23 protein-coding genes are annotated in these 21,150 nt (G+C 61.2%); 6 read left to right on the top strand and 17 right to left on the bottom strand.

The genetic code is table 11. The features are described from left to right. Nucleotides 1–110 precede the first annotated feature (110 nt). Together rsfS and HHL09_RS02250 are read left to right on the top strand one after the other, a co-directional pair. Nucleotides 111–464, top strand: coding sequence for a ribosome silencing factor (gene rsfS, locus HHL09_RS02255; RefSeq protein WP_169452872.1), 354 nt, complete (start codon nt 111–113; stop codon nt 462–464). Nucleotides 465–515: 51 nt separating this feature from the next. Next, entirely contained in the window at nt 516–1,760 is a 1,245-nt protein-coding gene (locus tag HHL09_RS02250; RefSeq protein WP_205760963.1) for a competence/damage-inducible protein A, read from the top strand. 30 nt (nt 1,761–1,790) lie between these two features. Here HHL09_RS02250 and HHL09_RS02245 read toward each other — a convergent pair whose 3' ends face one another. From HHL09_RS02245 to trpA, 16 genes are all read right to left on the bottom strand, one after another. Beyond that, complete coding sequence (locus HHL09_RS02245) at nt 1,791–4,577, bottom strand: choice-of-anchor D domain-containing protein (protein ID WP_169452871.1); 2,787 nt, start codon at nt 4,575–4,577, stop codon at nt 1,791–1,793. Between the two features lie 44 nt (nt 4,578–4,621). Further along, nucleotides 4,622–7,444 (bottom strand): hypothetical protein, encoded by a 2,823-nt coding sequence (locus HHL09_RS02240; RefSeq protein ID WP_169452870.1) that lies wholly within the window; start codon nt 7,442–7,444, stop codon nt 4,622–4,624. 721 nt (nt 7,445–8,165) lie between these two features. Continuing rightward, complete coding sequence (locus tag HHL09_RS02235) at nt 8,166–8,540, bottom strand: DUF3127 domain-containing protein (protein ID WP_169452869.1); 375 nt, start codon at nt 8,538–8,540, stop codon at nt 8,166–8,168. A 2-nt stretch (nt 8,541–8,542) separates the two neighbouring features. Further along, the gene (locus tag HHL09_RS02230) at nt 8,543–9,019 is read right to left on the bottom strand and encodes a dihydrofolate reductase (protein WP_169452868.1); all 477 of its coding nucleotides are present in this window, start codon (nt 9,017–9,019) and stop codon (nt 8,543–8,545) included. Next, nucleotides 9,016–9,381 carry a hypothetical protein gene (locus HHL09_RS02225; protein ID WP_169452867.1) on the bottom strand — a complete coding sequence of 122 codons (366 nt, stop codon included), beginning with the start codon at nt 9,379–9,381 and terminating at the stop codon, nt 9,016–9,018. The genes HHL09_RS02230 and HHL09_RS02225 overlap by 4 nt, the downstream gene beginning before the upstream one ends. 6 nt (nt 9,382–9,387) lie before the next feature. Next, nucleotides 9,388–10,197: a thymidylate synthase gene (locus HHL09_RS02220; protein ID WP_169452866.1), complete on the bottom strand. Its 810-nt coding sequence runs from the start codon at nt 10,195–10,197 to the stop codon at nt 9,388–9,390. 32 nt (nt 10,198–10,229) lie between these two features. After that, nucleotides 10,230–10,634 carry a peptide chain release factor family protein gene (locus HHL09_RS02215; protein ID WP_169452865.1) on the bottom strand — a complete coding sequence of 135 codons (405 nt, stop codon included), beginning with the start codon at nt 10,632–10,634 and terminating at the stop codon, nt 10,230–10,232. Continuing rightward, nucleotides 10,631–11,005 (bottom strand): hypothetical protein, encoded by a 375-nt coding sequence (locus HHL09_RS02210; RefSeq protein ID WP_169452864.1) that lies wholly within the window; start codon nt 11,003–11,005, stop codon nt 10,631–10,633. Before HHL09_RS02210 ends, HHL09_RS02215 begins: the two co-directional genes overlap by 4 nt. A gap of 11 nt (nt 11,006–11,016) precedes the next feature. After that, the gene (gene panB, locus HHL09_RS02205; RefSeq protein ID WP_240963713.1) at nt 11,017–11,802 is read right to left on the bottom strand and encodes a 3-methyl-2-oxobutanoate hydroxymethyltransferase; all 786 of its coding nucleotides are present in this window, start codon (nt 11,800–11,802) and stop codon (nt 11,017–11,019) included. Nucleotides 11,803–11,816: 14 nt separating this feature from the next. After that, nucleotides 11,817–12,353, bottom strand: coding sequence for a 2-amino-4-hydroxy-6-hydroxymethyldihydropteridine diphosphokinase (gene folK / locus HHL09_RS02200; RefSeq protein ID WP_169452863.1), 537 nt, complete (start codon nt 12,351–12,353; stop codon nt 11,817–11,819). Between the two features lie 82 nt (nt 12,354–12,435). After that, entirely contained in the window at nt 12,436–13,173 is a 738-nt protein-coding gene (dapB, locus tag HHL09_RS02195; RefSeq protein ID WP_169452862.1) for a 4-hydroxy-tetrahydrodipicolinate reductase, read from the bottom strand. 20 nt (nt 13,174–13,193) lie between these two features. Next, nucleotides 13,194–14,078, bottom strand: a complete 885-nt coding sequence (gene dapA, locus HHL09_RS02190) for a 4-hydroxy-tetrahydrodipicolinate synthase (protein WP_169452861.1) — start codon at nt 14,076–14,078, stop codon at nt 13,194–13,196. A 67-nt stretch (nt 14,079–14,145) separates the two neighbouring features. After that, nucleotides 14,146–14,517 carry a type II toxin-antitoxin system VapC family toxin gene (locus HHL09_RS02185; protein WP_169452860.1) on the bottom strand — a complete coding sequence of 124 codons (372 nt, stop codon included), beginning with the start codon at nt 14,515–14,517 and terminating at the stop codon, nt 14,146–14,148. Beyond that, nucleotides 14,514–14,765: a ribbon-helix-helix domain-containing protein gene (locus HHL09_RS02180; protein ID WP_169452859.1), complete on the bottom strand. Its 252-nt coding sequence runs from the start codon at nt 14,763–14,765 to the stop codon at nt 14,514–14,516. Before HHL09_RS02180 ends, HHL09_RS02185 begins: the two co-directional genes overlap by 4 nt. Nucleotides 14,766–14,833: 68 nt before the next feature. Further along, nucleotides 14,834–15,643 (bottom strand): diaminopimelate epimerase, encoded by an 810-nt coding sequence (gene dapF / locus HHL09_RS02175; RefSeq protein ID WP_169452858.1) that lies wholly within the window; start codon nt 15,641–15,643, stop codon nt 14,834–14,836. Nucleotides 15,644–15,677: 34 nt separating this feature from the next. After that, complete coding sequence (gene trpA / locus HHL09_RS02170) at nt 15,678–16,475, bottom strand: tryptophan synthase subunit alpha (RefSeq protein ID WP_169452857.1); 798 nt, start codon at nt 16,473–16,475, stop codon at nt 15,678–15,680. Nucleotides 16,476–16,597: 122 nt separating this feature from the next. Between trpA and HHL09_RS02165 the strand changes: the two genes are divergently transcribed. After that, the gene (locus HHL09_RS02165) at nt 16,598–17,470 is read left to right on the top strand and encodes a sugar phosphate isomerase/epimerase family protein (RefSeq protein ID WP_169452856.1); all 873 of its coding nucleotides are present in this window, start codon (nt 16,598–16,600) and stop codon (nt 17,468–17,470) included. Nucleotides 17,471–17,501: 31 nt separating this feature from the next. Here the strand turns inward: HHL09_RS02165 and HHL09_RS02160 are convergent, their stop codons facing one another. Then, entirely contained in the window at nt 17,502–18,794 is a 1,293-nt protein-coding gene (locus HHL09_RS02160) for a hypothetical protein (protein WP_169452855.1), read from the bottom strand. A gap of 157 nt (nt 18,795–18,951) precedes the next feature. Between HHL09_RS02160 and nuoB the strand changes: the two genes are divergently transcribed. The 3 genes from nuoB to HHL09_RS02145 are packed head-to-tail and all read left to right on the top strand — an operon-like array spanning nt 18,952 to nt 20,841. Beyond that, a complete protein-coding gene (nuoB, locus tag HHL09_RS02155; protein ID WP_169452854.1) occupies nt 18,952–19,488 on the top strand; it encodes an NADH-quinone oxidoreductase subunit NuoB in 537 nt (178 codons plus the stop codon). A 9-nt stretch (nt 19,489–19,497) separates the two neighbouring features. After that, nucleotides 19,498–20,067, top strand: coding sequence for an NADH-quinone oxidoreductase subunit C (locus HHL09_RS02150; RefSeq protein WP_169452853.1), 570 nt, complete (start codon nt 19,498–19,500; stop codon nt 20,065–20,067). Between the two features lie 54 nt (nt 20,068–20,121). Next, nucleotides 20,122–20,841 (top strand): rhomboid family intramembrane serine protease, encoded by a 720-nt coding sequence (locus tag HHL09_RS02145; protein ID WP_169452852.1) that lies wholly within the window; start codon nt 20,122–20,124, stop codon nt 20,839–20,841. Nucleotides 20,842–21,150: the final 309 nt, after the last annotated feature.

The raw sequence follows: 21,150 nt of genomic DNA, 5'->3' as shown, positions 1-21,150 counted from the left end.
GAAAGGTCCGGGGGCAAAGGGAAGGGAAGAAAGCGGCGGAAAGCGGTGCCTTAAATTGATTGGCCAAGTCCGCCGGACGAGCTAGGCTCCGCGCCCCGGCAGGGGACTTTATGGCGATCGACGGACTTGAATTGGCAAAGGCTTGCGCAAAAGCGGCAGACGAAATCCAGGCGGAGAAGATCCGCGTCTGGGATCTCCGCGGGCTGTCGAATCTGACCGATTTCATGATCGTCTGCTCCGGTTCCTCGATGCCTCACCTCCGCGCCATCCTGCGGGATATCCGCGGCAATGTGGAAGAGCAACACGGCAACAAGCCCGCCAATGCGGAAGGAAATGCCGATACCCGCTGGGTGGTGCTCGATTATATCGACGTGATGGTTCATGTGATGCACGAGGAGTTGCGCGATTTCTACGGCCTCGAAGATCTCTGGGCAGACGCCAAGGAGGTCGATTGGAAGGCATAAAGGGCGCTCTCTGCGCTTGCGCTCCTGCCCGGCTCGTCTTCTGTCTCGGCCGTGCGCATCGAAATCCTGAACACCGGGACCGAGCTCTTGCTCGGCACTGTCCTCAACACCCACGGCAAGTGGTTCGGTGAAGAGCTTTTCAAGCTGGGCTTCCGCATCCAGCGACTGACCACGGTGCCGGATGGTGATGCCATCACGCAGGCGTTGCGCGAGTGCGTTTCCCGGGCGGATGTCGTGATCATTACCGGCGGCCTCGGGCCCACGAGTGACGATCTCACCCGCGAGGCTGCTGCCGAAGTGCTGGGAGCTGAATTGATCGAGGATGAGGCAGCGATGCGTTCACTGGAGGCCTTTTTCGCCATCCGGAACAAGGTGATGGCGGAGGTGAACCGCAAGCAAGCGCAGGTGCTGGTGGGAGCGGACGTGTTGCCAAATGCCAACGGCACCGCGCCGGGAATCTACGTGCCGCCACGTCTGAACGGCGCGGCGAATTGCGCCGTTTTCCTGCTGCCCGGACCACCGCGCGAACTCTATCCGATGTTTCGGGAGGAAGTGGCGCCGCGGATCGTGGCGCTGGCCGGGCTCGCCAAGCCGCCAGGCATGCTGGAGTTGAAGATTGCCGGGGTAGGGGAGAGCGACCTGCAGCAGGAGGTCGATGCCAAGCTGGCGGAGATTCCGGATCTCGAGGTCGGCTACTGCGCGCGGGTGGGAGAAGTTGATCTGCGGCTGATCGGGGACGAAGCTGCGATAGAGGCTGGCCGTAAGATTGCCGAGGCCAGCTTTGCGAGGCAGATCTTCTCCGATGACGGTTCGTCACTGGAAGCGACCGTAGTACGTCTCTTGACCCGGCAAGGCTTGAAGCTGGCGACCGCGGAGAGTTGCACCGGCGGATTGATCTCAAATCGGGTGACGGATGTCCCCGGTAGCAGTGCGGTGTTCACACATGGCTTCATCACTTATGCGAATGAAGCGAAGCGCGACATTCTGGGAGTGCCGCAGGCTTTATTAGACGCGCATGGCGCGGTGAGCGAGCCAGTGGCTCTCTCCATGGCCGATGGTGCGCTCCGCGTGAGCGGAGCAGACATCGCCGTGGCGGTCACCGGCATCGCCGGACCCGATGGTGGCACGCCGGACAAGCCGGCGGGCACCGTGTGGATCGCGTGGGCAGCCAAAGGCCGACCGACCGTGGCCGTGAAACAGATCCATCCCCGCAACCGGAAGGATTTCAAAATCGCCACGAGCCAGTCCGCTTTGGATGGAGTGAGGAAGATCGTTCTGAAAATGCCTCACGCTTGAGGACGTCCCGCGTGGGGACGTCCTTGCTTCCTATTCTGATTCGACCTTCAGGAACGCGGCGTCGTCCGGAGATGGGAATTCGAATTCGATGCCACCCGAAGGATTGATCGAGACTTGGGAACCAGCCGGGGCGGCAAGGTCGAAGAAGTCGACAAGGTTCGTGGATTTTTGCCAGTGGGTCGTCAACTTGATGCGGCCGCTAGCTTGATCCTTGGTCACTTGCGTAGCACCCAAGCGAAGTGCGTGCACTTGGCTCTCAGCGTAGCGCCCGGCCCGGTTCGCGCTGGCGAGGTAGGCATTCACGGAGGCGGTTTGCTTCACCTGCCAATTGAAGCCCAATGCCGAGGTCTTCAGTTCCATTGCATCGCTCAGGCCGTCCCCGTCCGTGTCGATGGTGTAGGACAAGCCGCCGCCGGTAAGATTGATGACAAAGGGAGCATCGATTCCGTCATTGCTTGCAATGGACAGTAGCGCCGACTTGCTCCCTCCGCTGGTGGGGGCGAAGCGCACGTTGAAGGTGGTGCTTCCCGTGGAGCCGCTAACGGGGCTGTCGGGCTGCTGGGTCACGGTGAAGTCGCTGCTGCCCGTGATGACCACCTTCGGGGTGCCGGTCAGAATGAGATCGGCTTGGCCGAGATTGGACACACTGAACGGGTTATCGAAAGAGTCGCCCTCTGCTACGAAGCCGAACCACTTTGTCGCTCCCTTTGCGTAGTCGACTCCTCCCTGTTTGACGGAGATGGCGGGCGGCAGCACATCGACATTGAGATCGATGGTATAGGCTGAGCCGGCCTTCGAGGTGGTGATACCGGTGTCGGAAACATTACTCTTCTCAGGAGCTCCGGCTACCGCGAGATTGCCGGAAATCGCAACGGAGGATCCGAAACCTGTTGCCGTGCTGATCAGGGGAAGATCGAGTTGAGCTTGGGGACTCCACACGGTGCCCGTGCGGCTGAAGACGCAGACGGCACCGGTGTTCGCGTTGTTCCAAGGGGAGTAAGCGCCGACGATCAAGGTATCGCCCGAACTGGCCAAGGACCATCCGAAACCGCGGTCCGGGAGCGCGGTGCCAGCTTTCAGATAGGCCTGCTGCGTCCACGTCACGCCACTGCGGCTGAAGACATAGGCGGCACCGCTATTGTAGACGCCTTCGCCTGCTTGGTTGCCATTCACGCCCGTGGCTTCGCTGTCCTCATTGGGAGCTCCTACGATCGCCGTGTCTCCGGAGATCGCCACGCTGGTGCCGAACATGTCATTGGTTTCCGTATTGCTTGCCTTCAGGTAAGCTTGCTGGGACCAGTCGGTACCGCTGCGCACGAAGACGTAAGCTGCACCGGCTGAGTAAGCTGTATTGCTGCTCTGATCGCCATTCACGCCGGTAGCCGCGCTGCGTTCGTGAGAAGCCCCGACGATGACGGTATCACCCGAGATCGCCACCGAAGCTCCGAATACATCACCGGCTCCTCCGCCCGGGGTAGAAGGCTGACCTTCAGCATTGCTGGCTTTGAGGTAGGCCTGCTGGGTCCACGTTGCGCCGCTGCGCACGAAGACATAGGCCGCACCGGTTCCGGCAGTCCCGACGATCGACTGGTCGCCATTCACGCCGGTGGCTCCTCCGTCTTCGAAAGGAGCTCCGACGACCAAAGTCTCACCGGAGATCGCCACGCTTGTACCAAACTGGTCCTCGGGCCCGGTGTTGCTGGCCTTCAGGTAAGCCTGCTGAGTCCATGTCGCACCGGTGCGGGTGAAGATGTAGACGGCGCCGGCACCGGAAGTGGTGTTGTTCGTCTGGTCGCCATTCACGCCGGTGGCCGCGCTGCGCTCGGCGAAAGCGCCTACGGCCAAGGTGTCACCGGAAAACGCGAGGCTGTATCCGAATTGGTCGGCCGCGTCGGTGTTGCTGGCTTTCAAATAAGCCTGCTGGGTCCATGTCGCACCGGTGCGGGTGAAGATGTAGACGGCACCGGAGCGGGAGGCAGCGTTATTGGCCTGATCACCATCCACGCCAGTGGCATTGCTAGACTCGCCGACAGCACTGACAGCCACCGTGTCACCGGATATGGCAACCTGATAGCCAAACCGGTCGTCCTGCTCCGGATTGCTCGCCTTCAGGGATGCCTGCCGGGCGATGGGATCCACGGTGATCGGGTAGCGGGCATTCTGGTCATCGACAGCAATGCGGATCCCATCTTCACCAGCCTGTTCGAAGTGGACGTGGAGCTCACGGCCGGTGGCATCCCAAGCTTTCAGCCCTCCATAGGTCAGTACCTTGCTGCCGCGTTCTTCGATGAAAGAAACGCTGTCGCTCCCGGGAGAAACTTCGGGATGGATGCTGCCACGGGTGGACAGTTCGAGAAGCAAGGGAGATCCCGGATCGTCCCGCTCCGGGCGTTGCTGGATATCCCAGCCCTGTTCGAGGCCGCGGCGATCATTGATGAACCATTCGGTGAGGTTGTCATCGCGCCGGCAGGTGATTTTTCCTCCCTCCTCCCGAAGTTGGGATTGCGGGGACTTGTCAGCAAGCTTGCGATTGCCATAGCCCGTCAGCTCCAGGCCCCAGGTCCATTCACCTTGATCGGGAGTGACGGTGAAGCCTTCGCCGTCAAATTCCGTGCGCCACTGTTGGCCGGGATTCCGGGCGAGGAGACTGCCGTCCGGCATGCGCCGGATTCCGTGGCGGCTGGCTTCGTAGGCCGCATGGATTCCGGCCCAGTCGGAAGAGGTGATGCCTTCGGGAGCGGGGCCCGGATTTGGCTGCGTGGCGGCCCAGCCAATGCTGGAGAACGCAAGCGCCAGGAGGGGAAGGAGAGTTTTCATGGGAAGCAAAAAGGATGGATGCAAGGTGCCTGATGCCCGGGGTTTCAATCTTGGTTGATCCGGAAGAACCCGGCCGACTCAGGGGATGCGAATTCGAATTCGACGCCGCCTGAAGGGCTGATCGAGACGGAGGAATCTGCCGGTGCCGGGAAGGCGAGGAATTCCGCGAGATCGGTGGATTTCTCCCATTGTGCCGTCAGCTTGAACCGGTTGCTGACCGGATCCTTGGCGAGCAAGGATGTTCCGGGATGTAGGGCTTGGATCTGCGCTGCATCGTAGAAGCCCGGCCCGTTCAAGCTGGCAAGATAGGCGGTTGCGAGAGCGCCTTGGTGTGTCTGCCAATCGAAGCCCAGGGGTGCCATGGTGAATTCGGTGGCGTCGTCCAGGCCGTCGCCATCGGTGTCGGTGGTGTAGGTGAGGCCGGTGCCCGTCAGCTGGATGACAAAGGAGGAGTTGTTAGCGTCGTTGCTGGAGATGGACAGGGACGCCGCCTTAGGACCTTGGCTGGTCGGAGCGAAACTCACCTTGAAAAGAGTTTGTCCCGAGTCACCGACAGGACTGGAAGGCTGGGTGGAGACGGTGAAGTCGCTGCTGCCGGTCAGGGCGACCTTCGGAGTGCCCGTCAGGGTGAGGGGATCGACTCCCAGGTTCAGGAGGTCGAAGGTGACCTCGGTCGAGGTGCCGACCACGAAGATCCCTACCGGTTTGGTCGCGCCGTTTGGAAGGCTGGCTTCAGCCTGGCGGATTGAAATTTCAGGAGCGGGATCGATATTGAAGGTATAGGCCGCTCCCGTATGGGTGATGTTGGTTGTGGGATTGACGTAGATATCAGGCTGGAATGCACCCACGACAGCGGTCCTGGGGGAGATTCCCACCGACGAGCCGAAAGAGGCACTTTGGGCGGTGTCGCTGGCCTTGAGATAGGACTGCTGGGTCCATGTGGTCCCACTGCGGTTGAAGATGTAGGCGGCTCCGGAGGCACCGGCAGCGTTGCTGATCTGGTCACCATCCACGCCGGTTGCATCACTGCTTTCAAAGACGGCGCCTACGATCAGCTTGTCGCCCGAGATCCCCACGGAAACTCCGAAATTGTCAGAGGTCCCGGTGTTGCTGGCTTTAAGGTAGGCTTGTTGGGCCCATGCAGTGCCGCTGCGGGCGAAAACATAGGCAGCGCCTGAACTAAGGGCCGCTTTGCTGGTCTGGTCGCCATTCACACCGGTAGCTGCACTTTCTTCACCAGGGGAGCCAACGACCACCGTGTCGCCTGAAATCGCCACTGAACTTCCGAAGAGGTAGCCCACGCTGTTGCCGGGTGAGGCTACTGCAGTGTTGCTGGCTTTGAGGTAAGCTTGCTGGCTCCACGCCGTGCCGCTGCGGGTGAAGACGTAGGCAGCACCGGCCCCGAAGACACTGTTGTTCGATTGGTCGCCGTTCACGCCGGTGGCGGCACTTCGCTCGCGGGAAGCTCCGACTACCACGGTGTCACCGGAGATCGCCACTTCACCGCCAAATAGATCGGCAGTATTCGTATTGCTGGCTTTCAGGTAAGCTTGCTGGCTCCAATTCGAGCCGCTGCGGACGAAGACGTAGGCGGCCCCTGACCCGTCGGCCGAGTTGTTGCTCGCATCCCCGTTGACGCCGGTGGCAGCGCTGTCTTCTTCTGGAGCTCCCACGACCACGGTGTCGCCCGACACCGCCACGGAAGCGCCGAAGCAATCGCCAATAACAAATCCGCCTTCGGCATTGTTTGCCTTGAGGTAGGCCTGCTGGCTCCAAGTGGCGCCGGTGCGGGTGAAGACGTAGACCGCCCCCGAGTTCGTCGCGGCATTGCTTGACTGATCGCCATTTACACCGATCGAAGCGCTATCTTCGTCGCGTGCGCCGACGACCAGCGTGTCGCCTGAAATAGCCACGGAGCGGCCGAACTGGTCTCCGGCCCCGGTGTTGCTGGCCTTGAGATACGCTTGCTGGACCCATACCCCGTTCGCGCGGACAAAAACGTAGACCGCCCCGGACTCCGGCGCGGCATTGTTCGTTTGGTCGCCGTTTACGCCGATGGCGGAACTATCCTCGTTGCGCGCTGCCACCACCACGGTGTTTCCGGAAGTCGCTACGGCTGATCCGAAATAGTCGCTTAATCCGGCGTTGCTGGCGGCTAGTCGCGCCTGTTGGACAACGGGATCGATGGTGATCGGGTAGCGGGCTGTTTGATCCTCGACCAAGATCCGGATGTCACCTTCCCCGGCCTGCTCGAAGCGGACGGAAAGCTTCTTTCCATCGGCGTCCCATGCCTTCAGCCCACCGTAGGTCAGGGCGCTGCTGCCGTCTTCCCGTTGGAAGGAAACACAGTCTCCTTCGGCGGAGATTTGAGGACGGATGCCACCGCGATTGGATAGATGGAGCTGAAGGGGGCCATCCTGATCGGTGCGTTCCGGACGCTTTTGGAGATTCCAGCCTTGTTCCAAGCCCCGGGTGTCGTTGATGAACCATTCGGTAAGGTTCTCGTCCCGCTGGCAGGTGATTTTCCCGCCTTCGTAGCGGAGTTGCGCGGGGGACGAGGCGGAGGAAAGCGTGTGGTTTCCATATCCGGTCAAGTCGAGGCCCCAAGTCCAGTCGCCGTGGTCAGGAGTGACGGTGAAACCCTTGCCATCGAACTCTGCGAGCCACTGTTGTCCAGGATTGCGGGTGACCAGGTGCCCATTGTCCTGCCGGTGCGGAGCATGCCGGCTCGCTTCATGGGCAGCGCGGATGCCGGACCAGTCGGAAGCGGCGATCCCTTCGGGCACGGCTCCGGAATCGGGTGGTGCAGCCGCTAAGGCGAGCCCGGACAAAGCGGTGGTGGCTAGGAGTGGAAGGAGATATTTCATCGGAGATAGGGGAGAAGGTGAATGCGGACGCCTCGGAGATAGGGTCGGAAGGGAATGATGGGGTGGGTGGAAGGAGAGGCCGGACAGGGAGTCCAAAGATGCAGGTTGGCCCTCAAAGAGCTTCATTCTTTCGGCCCGGGAAACGCAAATGGCGGGCCTGCCGGGTCGGGATTCGCCTCCGGGAATGCATCATCAACGAGTCTTCCGGCGTCACCGAAGCGACACTCGGCATGGGAAATGGTTGCCTGAAGATAGGAGCCCGGAGGCGGTGAAAAGGAGATACCGCGGAAGAGGGATGGGCATTTCATCTTGGGGTGGGGCGGGAGGAGAGTGCCAAATTCCAAGCGTGGGCTCTCGGTTAACTTATGCCATTAGATGATCGTCTACGGAGCCGCCACCTGTAAGTTGTGAAAAAGGCGTTAGATTTTGAAGAATTTGCGGCCGGTCACGCACCGCAGCATCGTCACCAGCCCTTTGGGGGAGACAGGCGCATGGCACTTTGCATTGCTCCCAAGCCCACCTGATAGAGAAGGAAAAATCGCAGCCGGCATGTACCACGATGCCCGCGCTCGGGGTCAGGAACTTCCTGTCGCAAGCACGACCGATCGTTCCGGGGGATTCTTCCGCAGAAATCCGCCGCATGCTCGCAGCTTCCCCGGCCGAGGCTTACCGGAGAGTCGTCTCTTCGCACACCACTCCGGCGCGTCGACCCTTGAGGCTCTTAGAACGGAATATCGTCCGACATGTCCGGCTCATTGTCGAAGCTGGCGTCCATCGAGGAATTCGTCCGCTGGCTATCACCGTCATCTGCGGCCCCGCTGCCACCACTCTTGTTGATCTTCCACGCGTTCAGGTTCACGTAGAAGCGTTCCTTGAACTCGCTGCCACGGATGTCGAAAGCGACCTTCACCTGGTCTCCGATGCGGATGCCGTCGAGCATCGCGATCTTGTCCTTCACGCACTCGAATTTGATCATCTGCGGGAAGCGGCCGTCCGGAACTTCCACCACGAATTCACGCTTTGCGAAGCCGCTGGCGAAGGTCTGGGTGTCAAAGAGGTGCTTGAGGGTACCTTCGAGTTCGAATGTCTGGGCCATGGTTAGAGAGCGGTTGGTTTCAGGTAGCGGCGAACTTCAAAGGCTTCATGCGTCTCGATGAGTTCCGGCTGCGAAAATCGTTCCTCGAATTCGGGAAAGCGCGTGTCTCCGGGATAATTCTCGAAGACCCAGGACACCAGCAATTCATCCAGATGTCCGAGAAATGCAGCATAGATCTCCGCACCGCCAATGATGAAGACCTGCTCGCCGAGCCCCGGGATCGATTCCAGATCTTCCGGCGCATGGATCACCTCCACGCCTGGAGCACTCCAGGCGGTATCCCTTGTTAGAACGATGTTCCGGCGCTTTGGCAGGGGCCTGCCGATGGACTCGTAGGTCTTCCGCCCCATGACGATGGTGTGGCCCGAAGTGGTCCGCTTGAAAAACGCAAGGTCTTCCGGCAGATGCCAGGGCAGATCGCCATTCCGGCCGATCACACGGTCCGGGGTCATGGCTACGATGGCGGTGAGGCGGCTCATGAGTCTTTGTCGTCGTCGTCCGACTCATAGTGGAAGCGGTGGAGCATCCGGTGGAAGACGGGCGCGACGAGGAAACCTGCCAGCGCGACAAAGACCAGCCCGGAAAACAGCGCATAACAACCGGCGAAGATTTTCGCAGGATCGTCCTTCAGTTCATCCACCGGCCCCATGCCGCCGAGGATCATGCAGGCATTCAGAAATGAATCCACCCAGCCAAGGCCGCCGATCCAGTGATAGCCTGCGATCCCGATGCTAAGCGCGAACATCGTGATGCCTGCCGCAATCGCTCCGCAGCGCAGCATCCGCAGCGTGAAATGCTGCCGGCTGATCAGCTTTTCCCGGCGCTGCTCGAAGCGAAACATGGCCGCTTACACAGAGACCTCCGCCTTGATGTGGGGATGGGGATCGTAGTTCTCCAGGCGGAAGTCCTCGAAGGTGAAATCGTCCAGCTCCCGGACCTTCGGATTGATCCACATCGTCGGTAGCGGCTTCGGGCTGCGAGTCAGTTGCTCGCGGGCCTGATCGAGGTGGTTCTTGTAGAGATGAAGATCGCCGAAGGTGTGGATGAATTCGCGCGGCTCGAAGTCGCAGACCTGAGCCAGCATCATGGTCAGCAGCGCATAGGAAGCCACGTTGAAAGGCACGCCGAGGAAAAGATCCGCGGAGCGCTGGTAGAGCTGGCAGGAAAGCCCGGGGCGGTCCGACTCCGGCTCGTGCACGAAAAACTGGAACAAGCAGTGGCACGGCGGCAGGGCCATGCGGTTGAGCTCGCCGGGATTCCACGCGACCACCAGGTGGCGGCGTGAATGCGGATCACCGCGCAGGCCGTGGACCAGCTCTGCGATCTGATCGACCGTGCGGCCGTCCGGGGCTGGGAAGGAACGCCACTGACGGCCATAAACCGGGCCCAGTTCGCCGCTTTCATCCGCCCACTCGTCCCAGATCCGCACGCCGTTTTCCTTCAGGTAGGCGACGTTGGTGTCACCCTTCAGGAACCACAACAGCTCGTGGATGATGGAGCGCAGGTGAAGCTTCTTGGTGGTGAGGCAGGGGAAGCCTTGGCGCAGGTCATAGCGAGTCTGGCGTCCGAAAACCGAGAGCGTGCCGGTGCCGGTGCGATCGGACCGTTCCTCGCCGTTCTGCAGGACATCGCGCATAAGATCGAGGTAGGCTTTCATAGGTATCAGGATTAGCAGGGAAGGGGACGAAATCAATCGTCACCTGTTGGGGATTTCCGCATCGCCTTTTTCTCAGAGAGTTGGCGCTTTTCGGCGACGGAACGCTGCTTCGAGCGGCGGGAACGCTGCCGGTTGCGGCGGCGGTTTTTCTCGATGGCCTGTTTCTGTGCGGTCGCCTTGTCACGCTTGATCCCCTCGAAGGCATCGCAGAGCAGCTCCCGGGCGAGCTGGCGGTTGGCCTCCCGCGAGCGGCTTTCCTGGCATTTCACCTGAAGGCCGCTGGGGATGTGTTTGAGAAAGACGCAGGAGTTCGTCTTGTTGATCTTCTGCCCCCCCGAGCCCGAGCCGAGAATGAAGCTCTCGTGGAGGTCTTCCTCCTCGATGCCCAAGGCCGCCATCCTTACTTCGAGATCGGCTTGTTTGTCAGGGGTGCTCATGGCCAGAGCTTGTGGATCTCCCCATCCACGAAACCCACAGCGACCGCGGAGGCATTTTTCAGGGTGCTGCTGCCGGTGCTTGGCCTTGAGAGATACGAGCCGACAAGCGCTTTGGCGAACTCGAGAACGGATTGCCAATCGTCGCCAGCCTCCACTTCAGGAAGCTCGAGGGCATCGGTCTCCGGACGGAAGATTTCATCGGTGGCCCAGTCTTCGTCAGACTCATCATAGCTGCCGCATCCGACGACTTCGATGCTCCAAGGCTCGCCTAGATTAAAGCTGAAAGCGACCACGTCGTCCCTGCCGCTGGCTTCATCAAGGGCCCGGTCGAGCCAAGTGTCGAACTCGGATTGGAAGGCGGGAGACGGCATGACGAAGGGGGTCAGCGATGCTGGATCGGCACGCTCTGCACGCGCTTGCAGTAGGCTGCTGCCGCGGCGGTGATCTGCGGAGCAAGATTCGCCTCCGGCTTCGCGAAGGGAGGCACGAACCAAGGAAAAGTGCCGATCAGGTCGGTCGCCACGGATACCTCGCCATCGCAGGTGTGCTCGCCACAGCCGATCCCGATCGTGGGAATAGGGACTCGCGCGGTGATCCATTCCGCAGCGGAAGGCACCACGCTTTCCAGCACGATCGCAAATGCGCCCGCTTCGGCAAGTGCGAGAGCGCCTTCGAGGATCGCGGCGCTTTGCTCAGGAGTCTTGCCCTTCTTCTTGTAGCCGCCTTCTTCGAGGACCCGCTGTGGCAGCATCCCGAGGTGGCCGCAGACGGGAATACCGGCATCGACGATGGCCTTCACTTTTGCAGCCTGCCGGAGGCCGCCTTCCAATTTCACGGCTTCGGCACCGGCCTCGACCAGACGGCGGGCATTGGTCACGGCCGTTTCCGGATCGGGATAGGTGCCGATCGAAAGATCCCCGATCAGCAGGGCCTTTGGCCTCGCGCGACCGACCGCCGCGACGTGATGGATCATTTGATCCAGCGTGACGTGGGTGGTGTCCGGATAGCCCAGCACCACCATGCCGAGAGAGTCTCCTACCAGCAGCGCGTCCACTCCGGCATCATCGAACAGACGGGCCGTAGGATAGTCGTAGGCGGTCAACATCGTCACCGGAGGTCCGGCGTGCTTCCGGGCGGCGAGGGCAGCGGCTTTTTCGGAACCGGTCACGGGAATCGGATGGCTTACCACACCGCTTGCACAGTGACGAGCGGCGGCTCGTTAGAGTCGAGGTGCCGGAGGTGTTCCGCAATCGAAACTTGATCGCCAGGGAGGATCAAATCCGGGCGAATCTCGGCAAGCGGTTGAAGGACAAAGCGCCGCGAAGTCAGGCGAGGGTGGGGGAGATCGAGGATTTCCCCCTCGATCCGCTCTTCGCCGAAGTAAAGGATGTCCACGTCGATCACCCGTGGCGCGTTCCTCACCGGCACCGTCGTCCGACCGAGCCGGAATTCGATCGCTTGGGTGGCGTCCAGCAGATCGTGTGGCGTGCCTTTGTACCCGATCTCGACCACGGTATTGTAGAAATCCGGCGAGTCATCCGGACAATCTACCGGCTCCGTCTGGAAAACCGGGGCTTGGATCAGGGAACCGGGAACAGCGACGTTTTTCAGCAAGTCCCGCGCCTCCTGCAGGTGGCGCAGGCGATTGCCCAGATTCGAGCCGAGGGCAATGCCTACGCGGGTTTCACGCGAGACGGATGATTGGAGGACTTCAGACACAAGACTCGAAGTTCCGGATCAGGAGGTCTTTCTCAAGTCTTGCGTCTTGGGTCTCGGAGCGCAGCGGTCTTGAGTCTCAGGCTTACTTCAGCCCCAATACGTCCTGCATGTCGTAAAGACCTGCCGGCTTGTCGTAGAGCCATACGGCTGCACGGACCGCGCCGGCGGCGAAGGTCAGGCGGGAGCTGGCCTTGTGGGTCAGTTCCACACGCTCGCCATCGGCGGCGAACATCACGGTGTGATCGCCCACGACGTCACCGCCGCGCAGGGTATGCATGCCGATTTCGCGGGGCGGGCGCGGGCCCACGTTGCCGAAGCGGCCGTGAACGATGTCCTTCTTGTAATCGGTGCCGGTTTCCTCGTTGAGGATCTCCAGCAGGCGGCGCGCGGTGCCGGAAGGAGAGTCGATCTTGTGGCGGTGATGCATCTCCGTCACTTCGATGTCGAAGCGGTCCTGGGTGAGGATCTGCGCGGCTTTCTGCGTGAGCCAGAAGAGCGTGTTCACACCGATGGAGAAGTTCGGGGCGTAAACGATCGGCAGCGTCTTGGCGGCCTCGTGAATCGCCTCGCGCTCCTCATCGGTGTGGCCGGTGGTGCCGATCACCAGATGCGTGCCTTTTTCCAAGGCGGCGTCGAGCAACTCGCGGGTGAACTTGTGGACCGTGAAATCGATCACCGTGTTCGCTTGGGTGATCGCTGCGGTAAGGCTTTCCCCGCTGTCGTGGGTGGATGCCACGGTGACGGCGGGCTCCTGGCTGGCAGCTTGGAGAACGGCTTGGCCCATGCGGCCGGACTTGCCGGTGACGAGGAGTTGGATCATGGCGTGGGTCGAGGGGGTGATCAGGAGAGCAGTCCGAACTCGCGGAGCAACGCTGCAAGCTGGGCCTTCGCCGCATCCGTCATCGGGGCGAGCGGCAGGCGCAGTTCCTCCGTGCAGTGGCCTTGGAGTGCGACGGCGGTCTTGATCGGCACCGGGTTCACGTCCAGCGACATCAGGCCGCGGAACAGCGGGTAAAATTGCTTCTGCTGAGCCAGAGCCCCGGTGAAGTCACCGTCCAGGCAGAGCTGCACCAGCTTCACCAGCACCTCGGGGACGAGGTTCGAGGTCACCGAAACCAGACCCACGGCACCGCAGGACATGAAAGGCAGGGTCAGCGGATCGTCGCCGGAAAGGATCGAGAAATCCGCAGGCACCGCTTGGAAAAGCTGGTTCACGCGCTCCACCGAACCACCGGCTTCCTTGATGGAAACGATGTTCTTGCAGTCCGCGGCAAGGCGCGCGGTCGTTTCCACGCCGATTTCGATCCCGCTGCGGCCAGGCACGCTGTAAAGCATCACCGGCAGGCCGGTATTTTCGGCCACGGTGCGGAAGTGGCGGTAGACCCCTTCCTGAGAGGGCTTGTTGTAATAGGGGCAAACCTGAAGCGTCCCCGTCGCGCCAACCTTTTCGGCGGCTTGGGTCAGCTCGATGGCTTCCTTGGTGGAATTCGCTCCCGTGCCCGCCACGACTTGGCAACGGCCGGCGGCGTATTCCGCGGCCAGGCGGATCACCTCGATGTGCTCATCCATATCGAGCGTCGGGGACTCGCCGGTGGTGCCCACCGGAACGATGCCCGTGATGCCGGCGGCAACCTGACGGTCGATCAAGGCTTTGAAGGCCGCGGTATCGATACGGTCGTCGCGAAAAGGAGTGATAAGCGCGGTGTAGGTGCCTCGGAACGTCATGGCGGGCGGAGAATGAACAACCCGCGGCGCTCTTCAACCCGGAAGCCCGGATTTGTGAAATTTCCCGTCACACGCGGTAGGGTACATGGACGTCTGCCGAGTCCTGCGGAAAATCCCGGGTATTCCTCGTGATCAGCCGACAGCCCAGCATCCGGGCGGAGGCGAGGATGATTGCATCCGGTAACTTCAGGCGCGGCACATGGTGACGGCGTAGGGTGAGCGCTGCCTCCGCGACTTCCTCCGTCATCTCGACGACGTCAAATTGGGCGAGGAAAGTCCGTGCGATATCTTCTCCCGGCGTGTCTTTGACACCAGCCAGAATTTCCATCCAGGTGATCCGGTTGATGCAGCGGCGTCCGTAAGCGGAGGTCGCCACTTGTGCTTCCGTCACCCCGTTGAGGAAATCGATAAGGATGTTGGTATCGAAGAAGCCGGTCATTCCCACTCTCCCCGAAGTTGATCCTGATAGGCCTGCGCCTCGCCATAGTAGCCCTTCAGCGAGCCAAAACCGCTGAGGGGCTTGGGCACGGCCGGAACCTTGCTCTTCCGAACCACATACTCCGCCACTGCTTCCCTCAGTATGGAAGCACGTGAGACGGATCCTTCTTCGGCCAAAGCATCAAGGCGCGACAGATCCTCATCGGGCAGGTCAATGATCGTTCGTTTCCGGCTCGCCTTGTAGTCCATGGCGAACCAACTACACCTGCTCTAAAATGATGTCAAATTTTGGCATCACATGATGCCGAAATTTAACATCAAATCTCGATGTCACCCTCAAAGACGAAGTCAGCCGGGCCGGTGAGGGTCACGTTGGTGAAGGTATCGCCCTTCTTTTCGAATCCGATTTCCAGAGTGTCGCCCCCCTTTACGTCCACCTTGATCGGGGATGGCGCACCATCCAGAAGGTGATGCATCAGCGCGCAGGCTACCATGCCGGTGCCGCAGGCCAGGGTTTCGTCTTCCACGCCGCGCTCATAGGTGCGGATGGCAATATGACCCGGAGCGAGGACGGTCGCGAAGTTCGCATTCGTTCCCGCGGGGGCGAAGGCCTTGTGGTAACGAATCGTGGCACCGTGGCGGACCACTTCCGTGCCCGGCAGGTCTGCCACGAAGGCAACCACGTGAGGCACGCCCGTGTTGATGAAATGGAGCTTGGCATTGAGGTCCGGGATCTCCACGCCGGTATCGATCTTGAGGTCCTTGGGTTCGGACATCGCGATGCGGATGTTGTCGTCCACCAGTTCGGCCGCGAGGGTTCCGGCGATGGTTTCGAAGGTCACGCGCTCCGGATCATCCTCCATGAGGGCGGCGGTGAAGCGGCCGAAGCAGCGGGCGCCATTGCCACACATCTCGGCTTCGCCTCCATCCGCATTGTAGTAGCGGAATTTGAAGTCGGCCCCCTTTTCGGACGGCTCCACGGCGAGCAATCCGTCCGCGCCGATCCCGCGATGGCGGTCGCAGAGGTGCTCGATCTGCTCCTTGGTCAGGGCAGCGGAAAGGTCGCGGTTATCGATGACAACGAAGTCGTTGCCGGCACCGTTCATCTTGTAGAAATGCAGGAGCATGGGCTGGGGCAAAGTGGAGGCTAAGAACTGAAAATCAAGAGGCGGACTTGGTGGCTTCGATCAGGGGCGTCACAAATTCGCGGACAGCTTCGGCGGCGCGGTTCGGATGGAGTTCGATCTGCTTCACGATGGCGGATCCGACGATCACCCCGTCCGAATTCTTTGCGACCATGGCGGCCTGTTCCGGCTTGGTGATGCCGAAGCCCACGCACACCGGCACCGTGGCGTGTGCCTTGATCTTCGCGACTTGGGTGCCGATGCCTTCCGAAGGTACCCCGTGTGCGCCGGTCACTCCGGTGCGGGAAAGGGCGTAGATGAAACCCTCAGCGCTCTTCGCCAGCAGTTCCGCGCGGTCGTCCGGTGTGGTCGGGGCGATCAGGCGGATGTGCTTCAGGCCTTCTCCCTTCGCGAGATCGTCGTTTTCCTTCGCCTCATCCGGTGGCAGGTCCAGCAGCAGGATGCCATCGGCACCGGCCGCGGCGGCGTCCTTGTGGAAGCGCTCGAAGCCGTAGGTGAAGATGGGATTCAGGTAAGTGAAAAGCACGATCGGCGTCTCGTGCGTCTTGCGGAATTCGCGGATAAGCTCCAGCGAGCGGGCGGTGTTCATTCCCGCCTTCAAGGCGCGGTCCGCGGCCATCTGGTTTACGATGCCGTCGGCAAGTGGATCCGAGAAGGGAAGTCCCAGCTCAATGATGTCCGCCCCGGCATCGGCGAGGGTCTTCACCACCTCCAGCGAGGCTTCGAAGGATGGGTCACCGGCGGCGACATAGGCGACGAACGCCTTCTTTCCTTCGGACTGAAGCCGGGCAAATGCCGCGTCGATGCGATTCATGGGGCGCGGAGAATCCGCAGTTCCCCCCCTGCTGACAAGGCCGGGTTTCATCTTCGGGCCCATCCCGGCGATGAAAGATAAGGCGAGACATTCCAGGTAAGGATGGGTCGCCCTCCAAACCGATGAAGAGACTCTGGATCCTTGTCTTCACCCTCTTTGGTGCCATCGCACAGGGTCGGGATACGGCAATGTTCCAGCGCGGGAAGATGGCCGCGTGGTGCATCGTCCCCTTCGATTCCATCAAGCGCGGGCCGGTCCAGCGGGCTGAAATGCTGAACCGGCTGGGGATCACCCGTCTGGCTTACGATTGGAGGGCGGAGCACATCCCGACCTTCGAGGCAGAGGTGGATGCGATGACTTCCCATGGCATCGAGATTTCCGCTTGGTGGATGCCGTCGTCACTCGACGAGACGGCCTTGAAAATCCTCGATCTGATCGGGAAGAAGCAGATCCATCCGCAGCTCTGGGTCCTGATCGGTGATCCTGCGAACCCCGATCAAGAGGGAAAGGTAAAGGCTGCGGCGGAACAGATCCGTCCCATCGCGGAGGCAGCGAAGAAATCGGGCTGCAAGCTTGGTCTCTACAATCACGGCGGCTGGTTCGGAGAGCCGGACAACCAGATGGCGATCCTCAAGGAGCTGGGCATGCCGGAGGTAGGGATGGTCTACAATTTCCACCACGGCCATTCCCACATCGAGAATTTCCCGGAGCTTTTCGAACGGATGAAACCTCATCTGATAGCCTTGAACATCAATGGTATGGTGGCCCATGGTCCGGAAACGGACAGGAAGATCATTCCAGTCGGCTCAGGCGATCAGGAAAAACGAATGATCGAGATCGTGACCGCGAGCGGCTGGGTCGGCCCGGTCGGGATCTTGTGTCACTTGGATCAGGATGCTGAGCTGGTCCTCCGAGGAAATCTCGCCGGCATCGAGCGGATCACCGCGGAATTGGAAGCGGGGAACTCCGGCGGCCTGGACGCTCCGCCGAAGTGAGCGGCGATCTCGCGCTCATCTTGATCGGAATCTAAGGTGCTTCCGACAGAAGCCTTCCGCTTGCATCCATCGGCTCGGTGGCCTGCATGAGGACGATCTTCTTCCCGTCGGCTTGGGGAGCAACCATGACCCCGTTTCCTCCGGCGGGCAGGATGCCGCTGCTGCTGCCCTTGGTCCGCTGGCCGTTCGGCTCGCGGATTTCAAAGGCGTATTCAACCTCGCTACCCAGGCCGAGAGGCACGGAAGCACTCGCCACCCGGACGCCGGTCCAGGTGTCACCGTCTCCGGCGGGAGCCGGGTTCTGTCCGTTGAGAATGATCCTGCCGCTTTGGCCCTCGCGGGTCATCAGGGCCGGCATGCTTAAGACGTCGGCCTTGGTGCTCCTCATCAATTCTCCCAAGGCGAGCCGGGATTGCCCGCTGGAGAGCACCATCCCGTCGGACAGTGTCTGGGCGAGGGAGTCGTCGAGCTGGACGATTACCGTACTCGCTTTCATCTGGATCGGGCCGGACTCACCGGGGCTGCTGAAGCGGGCGAGCATCCCGAGCAATTCGACCTCGGCCTCGCTCAGGTTTTTGTAGTGAAGATGACCGTCCGGAGTCGCGCTGAATTCGGCATCCTGGTTAAAACCGTTCGCGCGGAGCACCTCCTGAAGCGTGGACGAGGGGCCGCGGGCTTCCTGCGCCGCTTCGCCTTCTTCACCGAAGGGATCGTTTCCCAACTCAGCTTTCGTGGGCTTCTTTTGACGCTCGAAAAATCCCGCCAGCATCTCGGGATCGATCGTGTCGTCCAAGGAGCCCTTCCGGTCCGTGCTGCGCTCCAGGATTGCGAGGCGGAAATCCGGCAGCGAGCCTTTTACCCGGTGACCGGTCAGGGCGGCCAGGTAGCGGATCACCGTATCTGCCGGAGCACGCGGTGTCGTGCAGGTGAGGATGGCATCGGGGCGGGCACCGGAGACATCCACCCGCAGGTCGAGGGGGTGTTCCTGGGTCATGACTGCAGCTTCGGCGTAGGCCGCGATGATCTTTTCCATCGCTTCCTCGATGCTCGCATGTTCCAGCTTCACGGGCGGGAGGAAGAAGCGTGCGAATTTCTTCTGATCTTCGTCCGATGCCACCTTCCGGCTTTCCCTCAGGCGACCGGTCTTGGTCGGTTTGCCGGGTCCGTTTTCGTCAGAACTCGCTGGGGAGAGCCCGCTAGTCCGGCGGAGAGAGTTCTTCGTGCCTTCTTCTTCTCCGGTGGGACCGGAAGTTTTGAACAGCAGGAGCAGCGCGAGCAGCAGGCCCGCGGCGATTCCGTAATTTCGGATCTTTCTCCGGCTCATCCAGACGGGCTATCAGGTCTGCCGGGTCTCTGGCAAGGAGCGCCTTGGGCTGCTTGCCGCCGCAGCCCGGGCGCCGTGTCGGGCAGGAGCTTGTGAAAAATTTCACAAACGGGCTTGAGGGCAGGGCGGGGGAGGGGCATCGTCCCGCCGCACCACTATGGTCAGCGATTCCCTTCAGACCGCCCACGCGGCCTACGATTCCAAGATCGAAGGCAATATCATCTTCACGCGCGTGGATGCCGCTATCAACTGGATGCGGAAAAACTCCATGTGGCCGATGCCGATGGGTCTCGCCTGCTGCGCCATTGAAATGATGGCCGCCGCGTGCAGCCGCTTCGACCTCAGCCGCTTCGGCGCGGAAGTGATGCGTTTCTCGCCCCGCCAGGCGGACGTGATGATCGTGGCTGGCACGGTGACCTATAAGATGGCACTCGCCGTGAAGCGCATCTGGGACCAGATGCCGGAACCGAAGTGGTGCATCGCCATGGGTGCCTGCGCCTCCTCCGGTGGCATGTATCGCTCCTACGCCGTGCTGCAGGGCATCGACCGCCTCATTCCGGTGGACGTTTACATTTCCGGTTGCCCGCCGCGCCCCGAGGCGCTGATCGAGGGGCTGATGAAGCTCCAGGCGAAGATCGAGGCCGAGCCGGCGCTGAAGAACCAGAAGAAGGAATTCATCGAAGACCTTTCCTGATCGCTTTCCATGTCCGCCGCGCAAGATATTGAAAAACTCTCCGCCAAGTTCGGCGAGAACGTCGTGGGAACGAAAGAGTTCCGCGGCGAGCACACGATCAACGTGAAGCTCGGAGTGCTCCACGAGGTGCTGGCCACCGCGAAGAAGGAGATGGGTTACGAGATGATCATCGACATCTCCAGCCTCGACCACTTCGGCGAGGATCCTCGCTTCGAGATGGTCTACGAACTGGTGACCGTGGATGACTCCAAGCACCTGCGGGTGAAGTCGAAGGTTTCCGAGGACGAGGAAGTGCCGACTGCCACCGACATCTGGCTGGGTGCTGACTGGCATGAGCGCGAGGTTTACGATATGATGGGCATCCGCTTTAGCGGTCACCCGGACCTGCGCCGTATCCTGATGTGGGAAGGTTATCCCTTTTACCCGCTGCGGAAGGATTTTCCGCTGGCCGGTCGTCCGAGCGAAATGCCGGACGTGGCCTTCACCGGCATCGCCCCGCTGGAGGGCGGTCCCTTCGTGACTTCTCCCGGCACGCAGGATTCGGTGAAGCGCGAGCCGCGCGCCCGCGTCGTGAAGTGAGATTGCCCTAGGTAGAGCCGCGCGAATTTTCGACTCTCTGCGTACCCTCCTGCCATGCATCTTCCGACCGTGACACAACGGAGCGGAGATCGCTGGCGCTGGGTGATCGCGGATCTCCGCGGGGCGAAATTGTGCTGGCTTCTGGTTCTCGTGATCGCTGCCGTTTACGGTGGCATGTGCTTTGCCAGTGATGATCGCTTGGACTGGCTCTTCCTGACCTTCGGGCTTTCTCGCCAAGGCTTGCTCGAAGGGAAGGTCTGGCAATTGGTGAGCCACGCTTTTCTACACGGAAATATCACCCACCTCGCGATCAATGCGGCGGGACTGCTCTTGATTGGCGCCCGGGTGGAGCGCATTGGTGGGGCATCGGCCGTGGCCAAGGTGCTGCTGGCGGGAGTGTTGCTGGGTGGCTTGGTCCAAGTGATCGCAGCACCTTCACCGCATCGCGATTTCCAATTGGTGGGAATCTCCGGAGGTTTTACGGCCCTGCTGCTTTGGCTGACCACCGTATCTCCGGAGTCGCGGATGGCCCCTTTGCCGATCTCGGCGAAGAATCTCGGACGGGGAATCATCTTGGCGGAAGGGATGTTTCTGGTCGGCTCTTGGTTTCTTCCGGAGGCTGGCTTCCAAGTGGTGGCACACGGTTGCCACTTCGGAGGAGCGCTCGCGGGATGGTGGATAGGCAGACGGATGATGCGGCCGACGGTGACCTTGGAGGATCTGCAGCGCGAAAGGGCGAAGCGGGAGGGCGGCGAGCAGCCGAAGCTGCCCTAGCCGCGGAGGGGTATTCCCGAGCTGTCACTGGCAGTAGAAGCTGATGGCCGGCGTCTGCGAAGCTGGCGGCAGTATGCGTGATATCGGTGAAGGGAAGTTCTTGCCAGCCTGTTGGTGGAATGGCCGGGTAGGGGGTACTTCCGCTGCCATCTCGCGGCACCTCGGGATTCCCTGTTAAATTTCCACTTTTTATCAGGCGGATCAGGGTGGAAATCGCAGAGGTCCCCGGAGTCCTTCCTGCCTTGCGATTGGCTGCCGGAGCAGGCCCTGCCTTCAAGCCCGGGTGGCCAAAGAAAAGGCCTGCCGGGA

The organism is Luteolibacter luteus, from assembly GCF_012913485.1.
Lineage (GTDB): Bacteria > Verrucomicrobiota > Verrucomicrobiia > Verrucomicrobiales > Akkermansiaceae > Haloferula > Haloferula lutea.
This window is presented reverse-complemented; position numbering and strand designations above follow the sequence as displayed.